Below are 15,107 nucleotides of genomic sequence, written 5' to 3'. Positions count from 1 at the left end.
TGTGCTGAGGTGATACTCCGAATCCCTTTAGGAGAGGAACTAGACCGTGGCGAACAAGGCAGAGACCATTAAGGCGGTAGCCGCTCAAGCCGGTGTAACTGCGGGTGACGCAGAGCGGACGCTGGCAGCGTTCTTCGATCTCGTTGCAGCGGAAGCGAAGGCCGGGGGCAAGGTCACCTGGCCAGGATTTGGCGCCTTTTCCATGTCCGAACGTGGCGCCCGGATGGGACGCAACCCGCAAACTGGCGAATCCATCGAGATTGGTCCGAGTCGCTCGTTGAAGCTGGCAACCGCGGCTGCCATGAAGAAGCAGCTGATGGAGGGCTAAGCCAGCGCTCAGCCAGTCGGCGCCTGCTGCGGCGCCGTACTTCGAGAACGGCGCAGCGTCGCCATGCAGATGCACGACGTGAGGGCCATCACCGCGATGACTCCGTAGGTCGCGTCGAAATTGCCTGTCCTGTCGGCGAGCCAACCGCTCGCTGCTGGACCGATGACGGACGCCGGGCCATAGAACATCGTCATCGTGCCGAGCACCGCCGCAAACGTGCGGTCGGCTACGTGATCGCTCACAAACGTGGCGGTAAGCGACGGGTAAGCGAATGACGCGCCGCCGAAGACGACCACGGCGGCGACGATGATTGCTGCATTGGGAATGCGCGCGGCCAGCACGACGCCGGTGCATGCGCTGATGGCCATCACGGTCGCCATGGTGGCGGGACGGCCCATGCGATCGCTGAGACGGCCGAACGCCAAGGCGCCGACCATCGAACCCGCTCCCATGCCGGAGAACACGAGCGTGGCTGCCAAGCGGTCGAAGCCGTGGTCGCGCTCGAGTGCCAGACCCAGGAAGTTTGCGAATGACGACGTCGTATAGGCGAACGCCATGTACGCCACGACGGCCCGCTTCCAGCCCTGAATCTGCCGCAACGCTGCGAGTCCGCCGACGGCGGCAACACGTTCAGTACGGCCCGGCCTGACGAACAGCGTCAGCGCAACGAGCAGCAGTACCGAGATCGCTGCTTCGCCCAGCCAGAGTGGCCGCCAGATCGCGTCGCTGCCAGCAACATTGCGCATGGTGGCAGTTGCCAGGGGAACGCCGATGAATGCTGCGCCCATGGTGGCGGTGAGCACGCCGAGCGCGGCGCCTCGCCGAGCCGCGGGCACTCCCTCGCTGGCGATGACTGGAGCGGTGAGCCAGATGCCGCCTCCTCCGAGGCCCGCCAGTGCAGTTCCGATTACCACGGCGAACGGAGACGACGCCGTTCCCACCACGACGAGGCCGATTGTCGAGGTGACGATGCCGGCCCGCAGAAGCGTGAACGGTTCGACGCGGCCCGCGCTGAACGTGACGATCACCACACCCGTGAAGTACGCGCCCATGTTCGTCGAGCCGAGCGCGCCGGCCAGCGTGTCGCTCAGCCCGAGTTCGGGGGCCATAGCGGGGAGCAGAACTCCGATGGTGGCCCGACCGAAGATGTGCGACACCACCCCGGAGAAGGCCACGAGCACGACGCGGCCCCAGCGCACGCGGTCGAAGTCGACCCCGTCGCCGACCACATCGGCAGCTGCCGCCGGGCCCAGCGTCGGCACGGCATCGCCCAGTCCTGTCGCTGCGGGCGTGACCCTGAAGGCGTCGCGCAAGCGGCCCATCTGCGCAGTGGCTGGGGTCAGTGCCCCGGCGTGAACCTGATGGGCAGAACCGCCGGACCCCAGATCCCGTTCGAGAGCGGCTTCCACTCGACGTTGCCGTCGAGCTGAAGGCTTGGCATGCGGCGTGCGATGGCCTTGAATGCCTCCTGCAGCTCTGCCCGGGCCAGGAAGGCCCCCAGGCAGTGATGGATGCCGCTGCCGAAGGTCATGTGCGGGGTGCCTGAACGGCGTGTGATATCGAAGTCTGTGGGCTCGACGAACTTCTCGCCGTCGTAGTTGGCGCCTACAAGGCTCGGGAAGATGAAGGTGTTGGCCGGGAACTCGATGTCGCGGTAGGTGATCGGCTCGCTGGCGTAACGGGCCGTGCCGCGTATCGCGCCGAGATACCGCATGACTTCTTCCACGGCGCCCGGCGCCAACGATGGATCGTCCGCCAGGACTCGGAACTGTTCAGGTTGCTGTGTGAACAGCGCTACCGCGCACGCGAGCTGGTTGCGAGTCGTGTCAGTGCCCGCGAGCAGAAGTGAGTTGGCGAGCGACAACAACTCCTCCGTCGACAGCCGATCGCCTGCTTCGGACACGGCGATGAGGTCGGACAGCAGGTCGTCACGCGGCGCCGCCCGGCGCTCGGCGATGAGCGCCGTCATGTAGGCCTCCATCTCGTCCTGCGCAGCGACGATGGCCGGACCGTCCCGGTGGAGGTTGCCGTTGAAGATGCGGAAGATGTCCGTCGCCAAGCGTCCGAACAGCTTCCAGTCCTCGCGAGGAGCACCCAGCATCTCGCAGATGATCGGAATCGGATACGGCTCGCACACCTCGCTGACGAACTCGGCCTCTCCCCGTGCGCACACGGGATCGAGCAACTCGTCGATGACTTCGGCCATGAAGGGCCGCAGCCGCTCCGCCGATTTCGGAGTGAAGGCGGGTCCGACGAGGCGACGGATCCTGTGGTGTTCGTCACCCTCCATTGCCAAGATGTTTCGGCTGCTGCGCTGCCTGAAATCTGGGTCGTCGTAGCCCTGCATGTCCGCGATCAGTCCGATCGCGGAGTACCAGCGGCCGTCACGCAGCATGGCGGTCGCGTCGTCGTAGCGAGTGATGACGTAGCCGAGCGGAGTCCGCGCAATCCAGTTGCCGTTCTCGAGCAGACCGAGCGCCAACTGCCGCTGTTCCTCCCACGTCACCGGATCGAGTTCCAGATCAGGCATGTCCACTTCGGCAACCGGCACGGCCATGGGCGCACCCTAACCATCCCGACCCGGGCACTGGCCTCGGCTCGGGCACGCTGGGGGGCGCAGCCCTAGCATTCGCACGATGAATGAAGCAGGCACACCGGGCAATGGCACATCGGGCAATGGCACACCGGGCAATGGCACATCGGGCAATGGGGCATCAGCCAATGGCCCCGTTTCAGCTGAGCGACACGGCAGCGTGCTGCTGGTCCAGGTGGACGACGGCAAGGCGAACGCGTTCTCGGTGCCGATGCTCGCGGCGCTGGACGCGCAGATCGACGCAGCCGAAGCCGATGGCGGCATCGGCGCGGTGGTCATCGCCGGCAACCAACGGGCTTTCTTTGCGGGGTTCGACCTCAACGTGATCCGCGGCGGCGACCGTGCCGCGATGACCGAGCTGGTGTCGGCAGGAGGCGCCATGGTGCGGCGGGCCTATGGCTCATCGGTACCCGTGGTGGCAGCGTGCACCGGCCACGCCGTCGCAGCGGGAGCGTTGCTGCTGCTGGGCTGCGACCATCGCGTCGGACCTGACGCCCCAGTGAAGATCGGGCTGAACGAAGTGGCAATAGCGCTGACGTTGCCGGATTGGGCCATGGCGATTTCCACCGAACGCCTGTCCAAGCGGCACCTGCAGCGCTGCGTGGCGAACGCCCGCCTGCTGGACGGCGTGGGTGCGACGCAAGCCGGCTTCCTCGACGAGGCGGTGGCACCGGATGCGGTCGTCGAGCGGGCGCTCGAGGTCGCTGCGGAGCTGGCCGACACGCTGGACACCCGTGCCTACGCCGGCACAGTGCGGGCACTGCGCGGCGACGTGCTTGCCGAGATGGACGCATCCGTCGAACGAGACCGCGCCTCGGCGGCATGAGAGACCGATGAAGGTCGGCGAATAGGGGCACTGCCATGAAAGCAATCGTCTTCTCGGAGCACGGAGACATCGATGTGCTGTCGTATCGCGACATCGACACGCCCGAGTTGCAACCCGGCGAAGTGCGGATCGCGGTGAGGGCCTGCTCGCTGAACTACCACGACGTGTTCACACGCCGGGGCATGCCAGGGATCAGGGTGCCGCTGCCAGGCATCCCGGGCTGTGATGCCGCAGGGCAGGTTGCGGAGCTCGGTCCCGATGTCGAGGGATGGTCAGTAGGCGACCGGGTGCTCGCAGACCCGGTCCATTGGGACCGCGGGAGCGGCAAGTTCTCCATGATCGGCGACACCCTGTGGGGTGCCTATGCCGAGTACGTCACCGTGAGCGAAAGCCAGCTGATCCCGCTGCCCGATGACGTTTCTTACGAGGATGCCTCGTGCCTGCCCGTGGCCTATGGCACGGCGCACCGGATGATGATCACCCGTGGAGAGGTCGGCCCCGACGACAGCGTGCTGATTCTGGGTGCCAGCGGGGGAGTGGGCACCAGCGCGTTGCTGATCTCCAAGTTGCGCGGTGCGAAAGTGATCGCTGCGGCGGGCACCGACGAGAAGTGCCAGCGCCTCGCCGACCTGGGCGCCGACGAGACGATCAATTACTCCGAGGTCGACATTGCCCGCTATTGCCGAGAACAGACCGGCGGTCTGTTCGGCGGGGGCGGCTACGACGTAGTGGTCAATTTCACCGGCGGCGACACCTGGGCCCGTTCGCTGCGATGCGTGCGGCAGGGCGGGCGTGTGGTGACCTGCGGCGCTACTGCTGGCTACAACCCGCCGACTGACCTTCGCTTCATCTGGACCGCCGAGATGGACATCCGAGGTTCCAACGGGTGGAAGCGCGACGACCTTGATGAGCTGCTGCGGATGGTGCAGTCGCGCGAGCTGGTGCCCGTGATCGATTCCCTGGTGCCACTGCCCGACGGCGTTGAGGCTCACCGGGCCATGGAGGAGCGACGCTTCTTCGGCAAGATCGTCATCACCGCCGACGCGCCGGTCTAAACGTCGCCGCAATGACCCCCCACGGGCCGGCGGCTGCCGACGCGGATGGTCGCAAGCACCTGCGCGACAACGCCGCCCGAGTCCTCGGCCTATGAGCGCACCGCCTCCGTCCGGCGCCACGTCGAACGCAGCTGCGTACCGAACACTGTTCGTCACCTCGCTCGTCGGTTTCATGGTGGCGCTCGAGATCACCGTCATCGCGCTGGCTCGTGATGAGATCGCTCAAGCATTCCCAGACGCGTCAGCGGCCTCGCTGTCGTGGGTCATCACCGCCTACAACATCGGCGTCGCGTCGGTGCTGCTGCCAGCAGGCTGGATGGCTGATCGATTCGGCCGAAGAAGGATGTTCCTGTGGGGGCTGGCAATCTTCGCCGTCGGATCGCTGCTGTCAGGACTCGCGATTTCCGCTGAGCTGCTGATAGCGGCTCGCGTGCTGCAGTCCTTGGGTGGGGCGCTCCAGTTCCCGTCTGGCCTGGCATTGCTGCTGACGGCGTTTCCGATCGAGCGACGGCAGATGGCCATCGGCGTCTGGGGCGCCATGGGCGGGCTGGCGGCGGCGCTGGGCCCTTCAGTGGGCGCGCTGCTCGTCGACGCCCTGGGCTGGCGGTCGGTGTTCCTCATCAACGTGCCGGTGGCGCTGATGGCAATGCTGCTCGGACCGACCTGGCTGGCTGAGAGCAGGGGTGAAGGGGTGGCGCGGCGTGTGGACCTCGTAGGCGTGCCGCTGGCGTCAATCGGCGTCGGAGCGTTCGTGCTGGCCATCGTTCAGGTATCCGACTGGGGCTGGACCGCTTTCGGGACGATCGCCTCGTTGACGGTGGGCGCCGTATTGCTGGGCTTGTTCATTGCGCGTTCGCATCGCCACGCAGCGCCGCTGTTCGACCTGGGCTTGTTCCGGCTCCGCAGCTATCTCGTCGGCAATCTCGGCACCGTCGCCTTCGCTACAGCCTTCTTCGCGTGGCTGATCGTGCTTCCCGAGTTCCTTCAGCGCAGCTGGGGCTGGTCGGTGCTGAAGTCGGGATTCGCCATGGCGCCCGGGCCGATGGTGTCCTCAATGCTTGCCCCGATCGCTGGCCGGTTCGCCGATCGGTTCGGGTCGCGCCCGCTCTTGGTCGCAGGCGGGTTGTTGGGCGTGACGGCGGCCGCGATGCACTTGGCGTGGACCGGTACAGAACCCAGCTACGTCAAGGGCATGTTGATTCCCGGAGTGGTCGTGGGCTTGTGCGCCGCCTGCGGTTTTGCGCCGCTGGTCGGAGCGGCGATACGCGACGTGCCCCCTCCTCGATATGCGATGGCTGGCGCAGGCCGCACCACGATCTTCCAGCTCTCGGTGGCTCTCGGCGTCGCCGCGGCGATCGGCATTGTCGGCCGACCCGCATCGCCTGACGAGTTCCTCGGCGGAATGCGCTGGGTGTGGCTGTTGTCGCTGGTTCTGTTTGCCACTCAGGCGCTGCTGTTCGCGACGGCGTACCCCCGGCGCGATGGCATCCCAGTCGCCCGGGCGCGTTCAAGCTGAGTGCGCGAGACAGCTACACCGAATAGGCGAAGGCGCGCAGCGCAGCGGCGGTTGAGGCGTACACGTCCGGCAGGGCGCCGCGGAAGATGACATCGCCCGCGTGGCAGGTGCCGTTCAGCGTCCGGGCAACTGCCGTATTGCCTGCAGCGGTCAGCTTGCGGTAGTACGTCAGGCCCTCATCTCGCAGCGGGTCGAGCTCGTTCACCGAGATGACGTGCGGGGGCATGCCCTCCAGCTCCTCGACGCTGACGTGCACTGGCCACGCGAGCGGATTTGTCGCATTCTCACCGGACGGGTCGTACACCTTCGCGAGGGCGCCCAGGTTCTCGCAGCCCAGGAAGTACAGGTCATTCTCGTGCAGCGACGGCAGGTCGGCGGGCGGATTCGCGTACATGCCCGAGATGTATGGGCACTGAGCGAACACGCCGTCGATGATCTCGAGATAGCCGTCGCGCTTGGCCTTGAGCGTGGTCGCCAGCGTCAGGTTGCCGCCGCCAGACTCGCCCGAGACGGTGATCGTGGAAATGCCCAAGTCGGCCTTGTTGGCAGCGACCCACTGCAACGCAGTGCTGCAGTCGTTGAGGCCGGCCGGGAACGGGTGGTTGCCAAGCGCACCGCCGCCGTTGCGGTACTCGACGCCCACGGCCACGAGGCCAAGCGCGGCCAGTTCGTCCCGCCAACGACAGAACGAGGCGTCGGCTGCTGTGAGGATCACCATGCCGCCGCCGTGAATGTGGAAAACGGACGGCAGCGGTGCGTCGACGCCGGCGGGACGGTGGATGTACAGGCCGATCTCGTTGCCGTCGGGCCCAGTGATCGTGACGTCGTTCCGCTCGACACCCTCAATCGGCGGCAGGCCCGCATAGAGCACGTCGAACATCATCTGGAAGCCCGGCTCGGCCTCGTTGCAGTAGGCATAGAGACCCTCGATGGGCGTGTCGGCGTTGATCGGCGTGGGCTCGCCGTGGCCGTCGAGGCCGAGCTCGGCCATCACGGCGACCATCCGGCGATCGGCTCGCGGATCGGTCCCCAGCGTCATGTCCGGGTCGCCGAGCCGTCCAGGTCGGTGTACTTGCGCTGCGTCCATGAGTGGTCCCCTGTCCACCAGGCGGCACGGCGCCCCCAGATCGCGCTGACAGTAGTCCCAGGGCCTGTTGCCACGCGTCGCGTCTAGTCAAGCAATTGCCGGGCCGCTTCGCGGGCTTCATCAAGGGTTGCCACGATGTGCTCGTCACCGACTTGGCGCAGAACGTCCAGTGAGGCGAGGGTCGCCGCGGGGGCGCCGTCGAGGGCCATGACGATGCAGGTCGCATCCGCGGCCTCTGCCGTGTCGATGAGCTGCTCGATCACCAGGGCGGCGCTGTCGTCGATGTAGTCGGTCTCGGAGAAGTCCAAGATGACGACTTCGTGGCCGACGATGTCGTCGCCGATGGTGCGGATGAGCTTGCTCGACGACGCAACAGTGAAGCTGCCACGCAGTTTCACGATGCCGACGCGTGCGGAGTAGGGGCTGATGCCGTGGGTGTCGGGCGTGTGGTCGCGGAGGAAGATCTGGTCGAGCAGCGGCACCGACACGACGCTGTCGAGCTGGAGGCGCTCGAATTGGCGGGCGCCGATCATGCCGGCCACGATCAGCCCGACCGCGACGGCTGTCACCAAGTCGACCAGCATGGTGACGCTGAGCGTCGCCAGCATGATGACGAGGTGCTCGCGCTGGAGGCGATGGAGGCGTGCGAGGAACCGCCAGTCGATGAGCTGCCAGCCGATCACGACGAGCATCCCCGCTATGGCGGCATGAGGGATGTACTCGAGGTATCGAGCCAGCCCCAGCACGAGCACCAAGAGCGTGAGCGCCCGGATCACCGGTGAGACGGGCGTCCGTGCGCCAAGCCGGTGAGCCACCATCGTCGGTACGAACGTCATGTGGCCCGGAAGGCCCCCGATGAGCCCCGCTGCCACGTTTCCGGCTCCCACGCTGAGCAGCCCTCGATCCGGATCTTGCTGTGTCCGGGTTTGCGCGTCGACCGCGAGCGAAGACAGCAGCCCGCGTACCGTGCTGAGCAGAGCGACGGTAAGCGCCGGCACGACGGCGCTCGCCAGAAAGCCCAGCGATACGACGGGGCGCTGAATCTCGGGCAGGGCAGTCGGGATGCCTTCGATCGTCGGCACATTGTCGAGCCAGACGAGGCTGAGCAGCGTGCCGAACAGCAGTCCCGCGAGCGTCGACGGCAGCAGCTTGTGCAGCTTCTTGGGCCACAGCAGCGAGATGACCAGCGTGAAAAGGCCGATGGCCAGCGCGCTGGCGTTCGCTGCGCCGATTGCTTCGGGCCACGCTCGAATGGCGCCGACAGGTTTGGTGATCTTGATCGGATCGCCGAGAAAAGACCCGACCATCGAGATGACGATCATCAGCCCGATGCCGGAGGTGAATCCGGCCGTCACGGAATAGGGCGTGTACGAGATGTAGCTGCCGATTCGCAGTGCGCCCAGAATGATCTGGAACACGCCGGCGAGCATCGCGATGGTGAACGCTTCGGCCATCGAGTCGGCGTGCGTTGCGATAACCGTTGCCATCGCGACGGCCATGACGCTGCTGGTGGCTGCCATCTGGGCTCGCGCCCTCTGGAATATGCCGACGAAGAGGCCGACGGCGATGCCGCCGTAGATCCCGCTTGCGGCGCCCAGCCCCGAGACGATGCCGAACGACGCCGCAGGCGTGATTGAGATCGCGGCGGTTGTCAGGCCGCCTGCCAGGTCTCCCCGGAACGTCTGCAGGTCGTAGCGCATATCGGTGCTGGGTGACCCCCTCGAACGCCGACCCGAATGACGCTATTCGACGGGACGGCAGCGCTCTTCGACTGGGATGCCCGTCGGCTATTCGTCTGCCGTGATGACGACGAGCAGTTCGCCGTTGTCGACCTGATCGCCGACAGCAGCGCGCACCTCGCTCACTTCGCCGTCGGCCGGTGCGGTGATCTGGTGCTCCATCTTCATGGCCTCCATCACCACCAGCGCCTGGCCCGCGCTCACCCGGTCTCCTTCGGAGACATTGACCATCAGCACCTTGCCGGGCATCGGCGCGACCAGCCCGCCCTCGACAGCCTCGGCGTCCGGGTCGGGGAATCGAGAGCGCTCCCGCAATGTCGCCGAACCGGTGAGCGGCCCAGTGACGTACCAGTCGTGACCGCGACGGCTGATCTGCCAGGTGCCTCGCATCCCGCCGCCAAAGGAATTGAGCACAGTGACGTCGAGTTCGGCATCGAATTGCTCGGCGGGGGGTGCGTCGATCACCTCGCCAGCCAAGTCGTCCACGATCGGGTGGATCTGGATCGAGTGGGGCCGCACGACGAACTCGCTGGAGTCCGGCAGGCCACCCTCGCCGTCGTCGTCGGCGTCGCTGTCCCCGTCGGCCTCGCCGTCGTTCGATTGGGGTTCGCCATCTTCTGGTGGCGCATACGGCGCGTCGACTCGCAGCGGCGCGACGCGCAGCCGATAGCTGCCGTCGCGCTGGCGCCGGTAGGCCACGCTCACATCCACCTCGCCCGCGGCCGGATCGAGAGCCGTGAGCGGCAGCACCTCGTCGGGCATGACGCTGTTGCGGTACCCCGATGTCATGAAGCCCAGCGCAGTTGCCAGCTCACGATTTCGGGCCTGCGACACCAGCGCCACGGCCGACGCCGCTGCATGCAAGAACAGGCCGCGGTAGGGCGGCGAGTCGGTGGCAAGCCCCGTCCGGTCGATGAAATCGGTAGTGGTGTCGCCGGCGAGAAACTCGTCGCTGCGCAGCACCGCCGAGAGGAAATCGCGATTGGTGACAACACCGCCCAACCGGGTGCGGTCGAGCGCCGATGCCAGTCCCAGCGCAGCCTCGGTACGCGTCGGCGCCGCCATGACCACCTTGGCGAGCATCGGATCGAACTCTGTCCCGACCACCGAACCCATCTCGATGCCTGAATCGAAGCGCGCCTGCGGCTCGCTTGCCGGCGCCCAGAGCTCGACAGTGCCGGTTGCGGGCAGGAATCCGTTGGCGGGATCCTCCGCGTACAGGCGGGCCTCGACGGCATGGCCTGCGATCGCCAAGTCAGCCTGCGCGTAGCCCAGAGGCGCCCCGGCAGCGATTCGGATCTGCTCACGCACCAGGTCGAGACCGGTGATCTCCTCGGTGACCGGATGCTCGACTTGCAGCCGGGCGTTGACCTCGAGGAACCAGAACTCGGCGTCGTCGCCGCTGCCTTCCAGCAGGAACTCCACGGTCCCAGCCGAGTGGTAGCCAATCGTGCTGACGGCAGCGACCGCAGCAGCACCCATGCGCTCACGCAGCGCCGGTGTCACCGCCGGCGACGGTGCCTCTTCGATGACTTTCTGATGCCGCCGCTGGATCGAGCACTCCCGCTCGAAGCAGTGCACGACGTTCCCGTGCGTGTCACCCAGCACCTGGATCTCGACGTGGCGCGGTGCTGGCAGGTAGCGCTCCAGGAAGACCGTGTCGTCGCCGAACGCACCGGCCGCTTCCCGGCGTGCTGCCGCAACGGCGTCGGAGAGCGAGCTCGCCGAGTCCACGATGCGCATGCCCTTGCCGCCGCCCCCAGCCGAAGCCTTGACCAGCAGGGGATAGCCGACGTCAGATGCCGCAGCAGCCAGGTCGTCGGGGGACATCGCTTCGGTCACCGGGACAGACGGCAGCGTCGGGACGCCCGCGGCGACCATTGTCTCCTTGGCGGCCAGCTTGTCGCCCATCGCCGCAATGGCCGCGGGGGGCGGCCCCACCCAGATCAGCCCAGCGTCGATGACAGCCGTGGCGAAGTCGGCATTCTCCGACAGGAAGCCGTAGCCCGGATGCACGGCATCGGCGCCGCTGCGCTGTGCGGCAGCGATCACCTTGTCGATGGACAGGTACGACTCTGCCGCTGTTCTCCCGCCGAGCGGCACTGACAGGTCCGCATCGGTGACAAACGGCGCTTCGGCGTCGCCGTCGGAATACACGGCGACCGTCGAGATGCCCATGGCGCTCGCAGTGCGGAAGACGCGGCGGGCGATCTCGCCCCGGTTGGCAACGAGCAGCCGCCGCAGCGGGCGTTGCTGTGTTCGAGTGTTCTCGTTCATCGCACGCCGCCGTTGCATCCGGAAGACCCGTGTTGATGCGGTGTCTTCGGTTGGTGTCGTTGCTTGCTCATCCCAGCCGCCTCTACATCCGGAAGACGCCGAAGCCGTCGGCGCCCTTCACTTCGTTGTTGTGACACGCCGACAGCGACATCGCCACGACATCGCGGGTGTCACGCGGGTCGATGACGCCGTCGTCGGTGACTCGCCCGCTGGCGTAGGCGGAGAGCGATTTCAGTTCGTGGTAGTGCTCGACCTGCTCGGTGATCTTGCGATCGGCTTCCTCGTCGAACTCGATGCCGCGGCGCATCGCCTGGCCTCGCCGCACGATCGACATGACGCCGGCGATCTGCTTCGGTCCCATGATGGCGATCTTGGCGGTCGGCCACAGGTACGTGAAGCGGGTGTTGAACGCCCGACCCGACATGCCGTAGTTCCCTGCCCCGTAGCTGTTGCCGAGGATCACGGTGATGTGCGGCACCATCGAGTTGGACACGGCGTTGATCATCTTCGAGCCGTTCTTGACGATGCCGCCCTGCTCGAAGTCCTTGCCCACCATGTAGCCGGTGATGTTCTGCAGGAACAGCAGCGGGATGTCCTGCTGGTTGCAGAGCTGGATGAACTGGGTGGCCTTCTCGGAGCTGTCGCTGAACAGCGGCCCGTTGTTGCCGATGATGCCGACGGGGAAGCCGTGTACGGAGGCCCAACCGCAGATGAGTGTGGCGCCGTACCGCGACTTGAACTCCTCGAAGCGGGAGCCGTCCGTGATGCGGGCGATGACCTCGCGGCAATCGATCATGGCTTGGAGGTCCCGCGGCATCAGCCCGAGCAGCTCTTCGGGATCGTGGACCGGCGGGTCGGCTGGCATGCTCGGGCCGGGACCCAGCTTGCGCCAGTTGAGGTGCGAGACCACTTCCCGGCAGATACGCAAGGCGTCCGCTTCGTCCTCGGCGAGGTAGTCGGCCAAGCCCGATATCTCGGCGTGCATCTGCGCTCCGCCCAGCGTCTCGTCGTCGGAGTCCTCGCCGGTCGCCATCTTCACCAGCGGCGGTCCGCCCAAGAAGACCTTGGACTGGTTGCGGATGAAGATGTTGTAGTCACTCATCCCGGGTTGGTAGGCGCCGCCGGCCGTGGAGCTGCCGAATACCACAGAGATCGACGGAATCTTCAGCTTCGACAGCTCGGTCACGTCGTAGAACAGCCGGCCGGATTCCGCGAAGTGACTCTCTTGCTCGCGCATCTGCCGTTCGGGGTCGTCGTTGCCTCGCAGATCGCCGCCGGCCGATTCGACGAACTGGATGTACGGCATCCGGTTGTCGCGGGAGATCTCGATGGCTCGCATGATCTTGCGGCCGGCGAACACCGTGATGGCGCCGCCCAGAACCGTCGGATCGTTGCCTTCGACCATGCACTCGACGCCGTTCACGACACCGATACCCATCACCAGCCCGCCGCCGACTGCGTAGTTAGAGCAGTAACCGGCCAGCGAGCTGATCTCGTAGAACGGCGAGTCACGGTCGACCAGCATCGAGACGCGCTCGCGGACCGGCATCTTGTCCCGGCTGCGCATGCGCGCCATGGCCCGGGGCCCGCCACCCGCCGCGGCCTGCTGCTGCAATTCGTCAAGCTCGACGAGCTGTTCGCGCATGTCGTCGCAGTTCTGGGTGAACCACTCGGCGGAAGTGTCGATGTGAGATCGCAGTACCGGCATGTGACTCCCGTGTGTAGGCAATCAGCGCGAACGCAGACGCGAACCCTCGCAGTCTGCTTGAAGCGAGTCGCTAGTGCCTACCAGCCGGTGTACGGCGAAGGCCCGGTGGCAATGTGCCATATCGGCGGGCACGTGGAGTGGGGCAGAGTGAGGAAGTCATCGCCGACATCGTCGATGCGCCCCTCGGCGCTGCCGCCGAACTCAATCTCGTCTCCGTCACGCATCACGTGCTCGTCGTTCACAACGGCGGGGATTGAGGCATCGAAGCTGAGCCGCTCGGAGTGGGGGAACACGAGCGTCCGCTGTGTCGGCCCATCGCCGTACTCGGCCCAGATGCACTCATCGCCGATGCGCAGAGTGCTGCGATTCAAGTTGTCGGTCGACATCTGCACGAATGCGACAACGAAACGGTCCACCGCCGGCGGCGAAATCTCGTCGGGATCGAGCAGCCACTCGATCTCGTAGGTGATGCCTGGCCGTCTGGGCAAGGCCGCTTCGACGGCCTCACGGTCAATGGGCACTCCGCCGACGAACGCCTGGCCAATGCGGGCCTCAACCGTCCGGGTCACGACGTAGCCCCCGTAGTCGACATTGCGTATGCCGAACTCTTGCAGGGTCTCCCAGATCTCCTCGGCAGCGCGCTGGATCTCTGCAGCAGTGACGGTGGACGATTGCTCGAATCGGAACGGAAGACCACTTGCGCGTGCTTCGGCCAGCACTTCAGGCGGCACGGCACCGTTCCAACGCACGGTCAGGTTGAAGGCCACGTCGAGTTCGTCGGGGTACTCCGCCCGCCAGCGCGAGGTGAAGGCATCGGAGCGGTCCTCTTGTTCCATCTGAATCAGTGCCTGCCATGGCGGAATGCCGAAATCCGCAGCCATGTAGCAGGCGATCAGCACCGCCCCTTCGGGGGCGGTGAGCGTTTCAGAGTCTTGTTGGTCTTCTTGGTCTTCGCGTTGATCGCTGTCGGGCGGCGGCTCGGGATCGCATGCTTCGTGTGTCAAGGGCGCATCGGGGTCGTACACCAGCCACGGCAAGTCGGGATCAGAGCCGAGTACTCGCTGGACCAATTCTCGCAGCGGCATCGATTCGGCGCCCTCGATCGGCGTTCCTTCGAGAATGATGATGTTCGACTCATCCGAGCGATCGTCTGCAGATGCGACGTCGACGTCAGGCGTCGAGCCGGAGGTGTCGGGGCCTGGGCCGCCGGCGACGATCTCGGTCTGAACGCTTGAGCAGGCAACCCCGAGCGCGACCATTGCAGTGAGGCCAGCGATTGCATGGCAGCGCTTCATTGATGCACCGTAACCTCGTCGCCGTGTCTCGCCAGAGCGCCTTCGTCGAAGATCGAGTTGCGTCATACGCAGCCGCGCACTCGCTGCAGCCCACGGCGATCCAGCGGGAGCTGATTGCCGAGACGGCAACGCTTGGGCGGGTCGCGGGCATGCAGATCAGCCCGCTGCAGGGGGCGTTCATGAGCGTGCTGACGACGGCGTTGCGCCCCCGGCTCGCTGTCGAGGTGGGCACGTTCACGGGCTACTCAGCACTCTGCGTTGCGAGTTCGCTTGAACCGGGTGCCGAGCTCATCTGCTGCGATGTCTCCGAGGAGTGGACCTCGGTCGCCCGCCGCTACTGGGAGCGAGCAGGCGTGGCTGATCGCATCGACCTGCGCATCGGGCCGGCGCTGGACACGCTGCGTGCCCTGCCGACCGAACCCCCAATCGACTTGGCGTTCATCGACGCCGACAAGTCCAGCTACATCGACTACTACGAGGAGATCTTCGGCCGGCTCTCGCCGGGCGGCGTGATTCTCGTGGACAACGTGCTGTGGGGCGGAACGGTTGCCGATCCCGCCCGAGACGACGATGGCACCGAAGCCATGCGGGCATTCAACGACCGCGTCGCAGCGGACGACCGGGCGGGCAGCGTGATGCTCCCCATCGGCGACGGCCTGACGATGATCACGCGCCGCCAATAA

General features: G+C 66.2%; 12 protein-coding genes. 5 read left to right on the top strand and 7 right to left on the bottom strand.

Annotated elements, in window-relative coordinates:
* The first annotated feature begins 46 nt into the window (after positions 1-46).
* Positions 47-328, top strand: coding sequence for an HU family DNA-binding protein (locus tag ACOCMM_RS17385; protein ID WP_419554390.1), 282 nt, complete (start codon positions 47-49; stop codon positions 326-328).
* 8 nt (positions 329-336) lie between these two features.
* Here ACOCMM_RS17385 and ACOCMM_RS17380 read toward each other — a convergent pair whose 3' ends face one another.
* Positions 337-1,650 carry an MFS transporter gene (locus ACOCMM_RS17380; protein ID WP_419554389.1) on the bottom strand — a complete coding sequence of 438 codons (1,314 nt, stop codon included), beginning with the start codon at positions 1,648-1,650 and terminating at the stop codon, positions 337-339.
* Positions 1,651-1,667: 17 nt separating this feature from the next.
* Positions 1,668-2,885 (bottom strand): cytochrome P450, encoded by a 1,218-nt coding sequence (locus tag ACOCMM_RS17375; RefSeq protein WP_419554388.1) that lies wholly within the window; start codon positions 2,883-2,885, stop codon positions 1,668-1,670.
* 79 nt (positions 2,886-2,964) lie between these two features.
* Here ACOCMM_RS17375 and ACOCMM_RS17370 point away from each other — a divergent pair, with 79 nt between their 5' ends.
* The 3 genes from ACOCMM_RS17370 (at position 2,965) to ACOCMM_RS17360 (ending at position 6,318) form a co-directional block, all read left to right on the top strand.
* Positions 2,965-3,747, top strand: coding sequence for a crotonase/enoyl-CoA hydratase family protein (locus ACOCMM_RS17370; protein ID WP_419554387.1), 783 nt, complete (start codon positions 2,965-2,967; stop codon positions 3,745-3,747).
* Between the two features lie 35 nt (positions 3,748-3,782).
* Entirely contained in the window at positions 3,783-4,802 is a 1,020-nt protein-coding gene (locus ACOCMM_RS17365; RefSeq protein WP_419554386.1) for a zinc-binding dehydrogenase, read from the top strand.
* A gap of 91 nt (positions 4,803-4,893) precedes the next feature.
* Positions 4,894-6,318, top strand: a complete 1,425-nt coding sequence (locus tag ACOCMM_RS17360; RefSeq protein ID WP_419554385.1) for a DHA2 family efflux MFS transporter permease subunit — start codon at positions 4,894-4,896, stop codon at positions 6,316-6,318.
* Between the two features lie 13 nt (positions 6,319-6,331).
* On the opposite strand, the gene ACOCMM_RS17355 is transcribed toward ACOCMM_RS17360, so the two are convergent.
* From ACOCMM_RS17355 to ACOCMM_RS17335, 5 genes are all read right to left on the bottom strand, one after another.
* Positions 6,332-7,405: an alpha/beta hydrolase fold domain-containing protein gene (locus ACOCMM_RS17355; RefSeq protein WP_419554384.1), complete on the bottom strand. Its 1,074-nt coding sequence runs from the start codon at positions 7,403-7,405 to the stop codon at positions 6,332-6,334.
* Positions 7,406-7,488: 83 nt separating this feature from the next.
* Positions 7,489-9,105 carry a SulP family inorganic anion transporter gene (locus ACOCMM_RS17350; RefSeq protein WP_419554383.1) on the bottom strand — a complete coding sequence of 539 codons (1,617 nt, stop codon included), beginning with the start codon at positions 9,103-9,105 and terminating at the stop codon, positions 7,489-7,491.
* Between the two features lie 87 nt (positions 9,106-9,192).
* Positions 9,193-11,421, bottom strand: coding sequence for an acetyl/propionyl/methylcrotonyl-CoA carboxylase subunit alpha (locus tag ACOCMM_RS17345; RefSeq protein WP_419554382.1), 2,229 nt, complete (start codon positions 11,419-11,421; stop codon positions 9,193-9,195).
* An 82-nt stretch (positions 11,422-11,503) separates the two neighbouring features.
* The gene (locus tag ACOCMM_RS17340; protein ID WP_419554381.1) at positions 11,504-13,129 is read right to left on the bottom strand and encodes an acyl-CoA carboxylase subunit beta; all 1,626 of its coding nucleotides are present in this window, start codon (positions 13,127-13,129) and stop codon (positions 11,504-11,506) included.
* 77 nt (positions 13,130-13,206) lie between these two features.
* Positions 13,207-14,424 (bottom strand): hypothetical protein, encoded by a 1,218-nt coding sequence (locus ACOCMM_RS17335; protein WP_419554380.1) that lies wholly within the window; start codon positions 14,422-14,424, stop codon positions 13,207-13,209.
* 23 nt (positions 14,425-14,447) lie between these two features.
* Between ACOCMM_RS17335 and ACOCMM_RS17330 the strand changes: the two genes are divergently transcribed.
* Positions 14,448-15,107 carry an O-methyltransferase gene (locus ACOCMM_RS17330; RefSeq protein WP_419554379.1) on the top strand — a complete coding sequence of 220 codons (660 nt, stop codon included), beginning with the start codon at positions 14,448-14,450 and terminating at the stop codon, positions 15,105-15,107.

The sequence above is a fragment of the Candidatus Poriferisodalis sp. genome, assembly GCF_965198245.1.
Classification (GTDB): domain Bacteria; phylum Actinomycetota; class Acidimicrobiia; order Acidimicrobiales; family Poriferisodalaceae; genus Poriferisodalis.
The sequence above is the reverse complement of the archived record's forward strand: the minus strand, read 5'-3'. Positions and strand labels throughout refer to the sequence as shown.

What these genes read in the sequence shown, in the direction of transcription:
- ACOCMM_RS17380 (WP_419554389.1), bottom strand. Translation starts at nt 1,650, where the DNA reads ATGGGCCGCTTGCGCGACGCCTTCAGGGTCACGCCCGCAGCGACAGGA.
- ACOCMM_RS17375 (WP_419554388.1), bottom strand. Translation starts at nt 2,885, where the DNA reads ATGGCCGTGCCGGTTGCCGAAGTGGACATGCCTGATCTGGAACTCGAT.
- ACOCMM_RS17370 (WP_419554387.1), top strand. Translation starts at nt 2,965, where the DNA reads ATGAATGAAGCAGGCACACCGGGCAATGGCACATCGGGCAATGGCACA.
- ACOCMM_RS17365 (WP_419554386.1), top strand. Translation starts at nt 3,783, where the DNA reads ATGAAAGCAATCGTCTTCTCGGAGCACGGAGACATCGATGTGCTGTCG.
- ACOCMM_RS17360 (WP_419554385.1), top strand. Translation starts at nt 4,894, where the DNA reads ATGAGCGCACCGCCTCCGTCCGGCGCCACGTCGAACGCAGCTGCGTAC.
- ACOCMM_RS17355 (WP_419554384.1), bottom strand. Translation starts at nt 7,405, where the DNA reads ATGGACGCAGCGCAAGTACACCGACCTGGACGGCTCGGCGACCCGGAC.
- ACOCMM_RS17350 (WP_419554383.1), bottom strand. Translation starts at nt 9,105, where the DNA reads ATGCGCTACGACCTGCAGACGTTCCGGGGAGACCTGGCAGGCGGCCTG.
- ACOCMM_RS17345 (WP_419554382.1), bottom strand. Translation starts at nt 11,421, where the DNA reads ATGAACGAGAACACTCGAACACAGCAACGCCCGCTGCGGCGGCTGCTC.
- ACOCMM_RS17340 (WP_419554381.1), bottom strand. Translation starts at nt 13,129, where the DNA reads ATGCCGGTACTGCGATCTCACATCGACACTTCCGCCGAGTGGTTCACC.
- ACOCMM_RS17335 (WP_419554380.1), bottom strand. Translation starts at nt 14,424, where the DNA reads ATGAAGCGCTGCCATGCAATCGCTGGCCTCACTGCAATGGTCGCGCTC.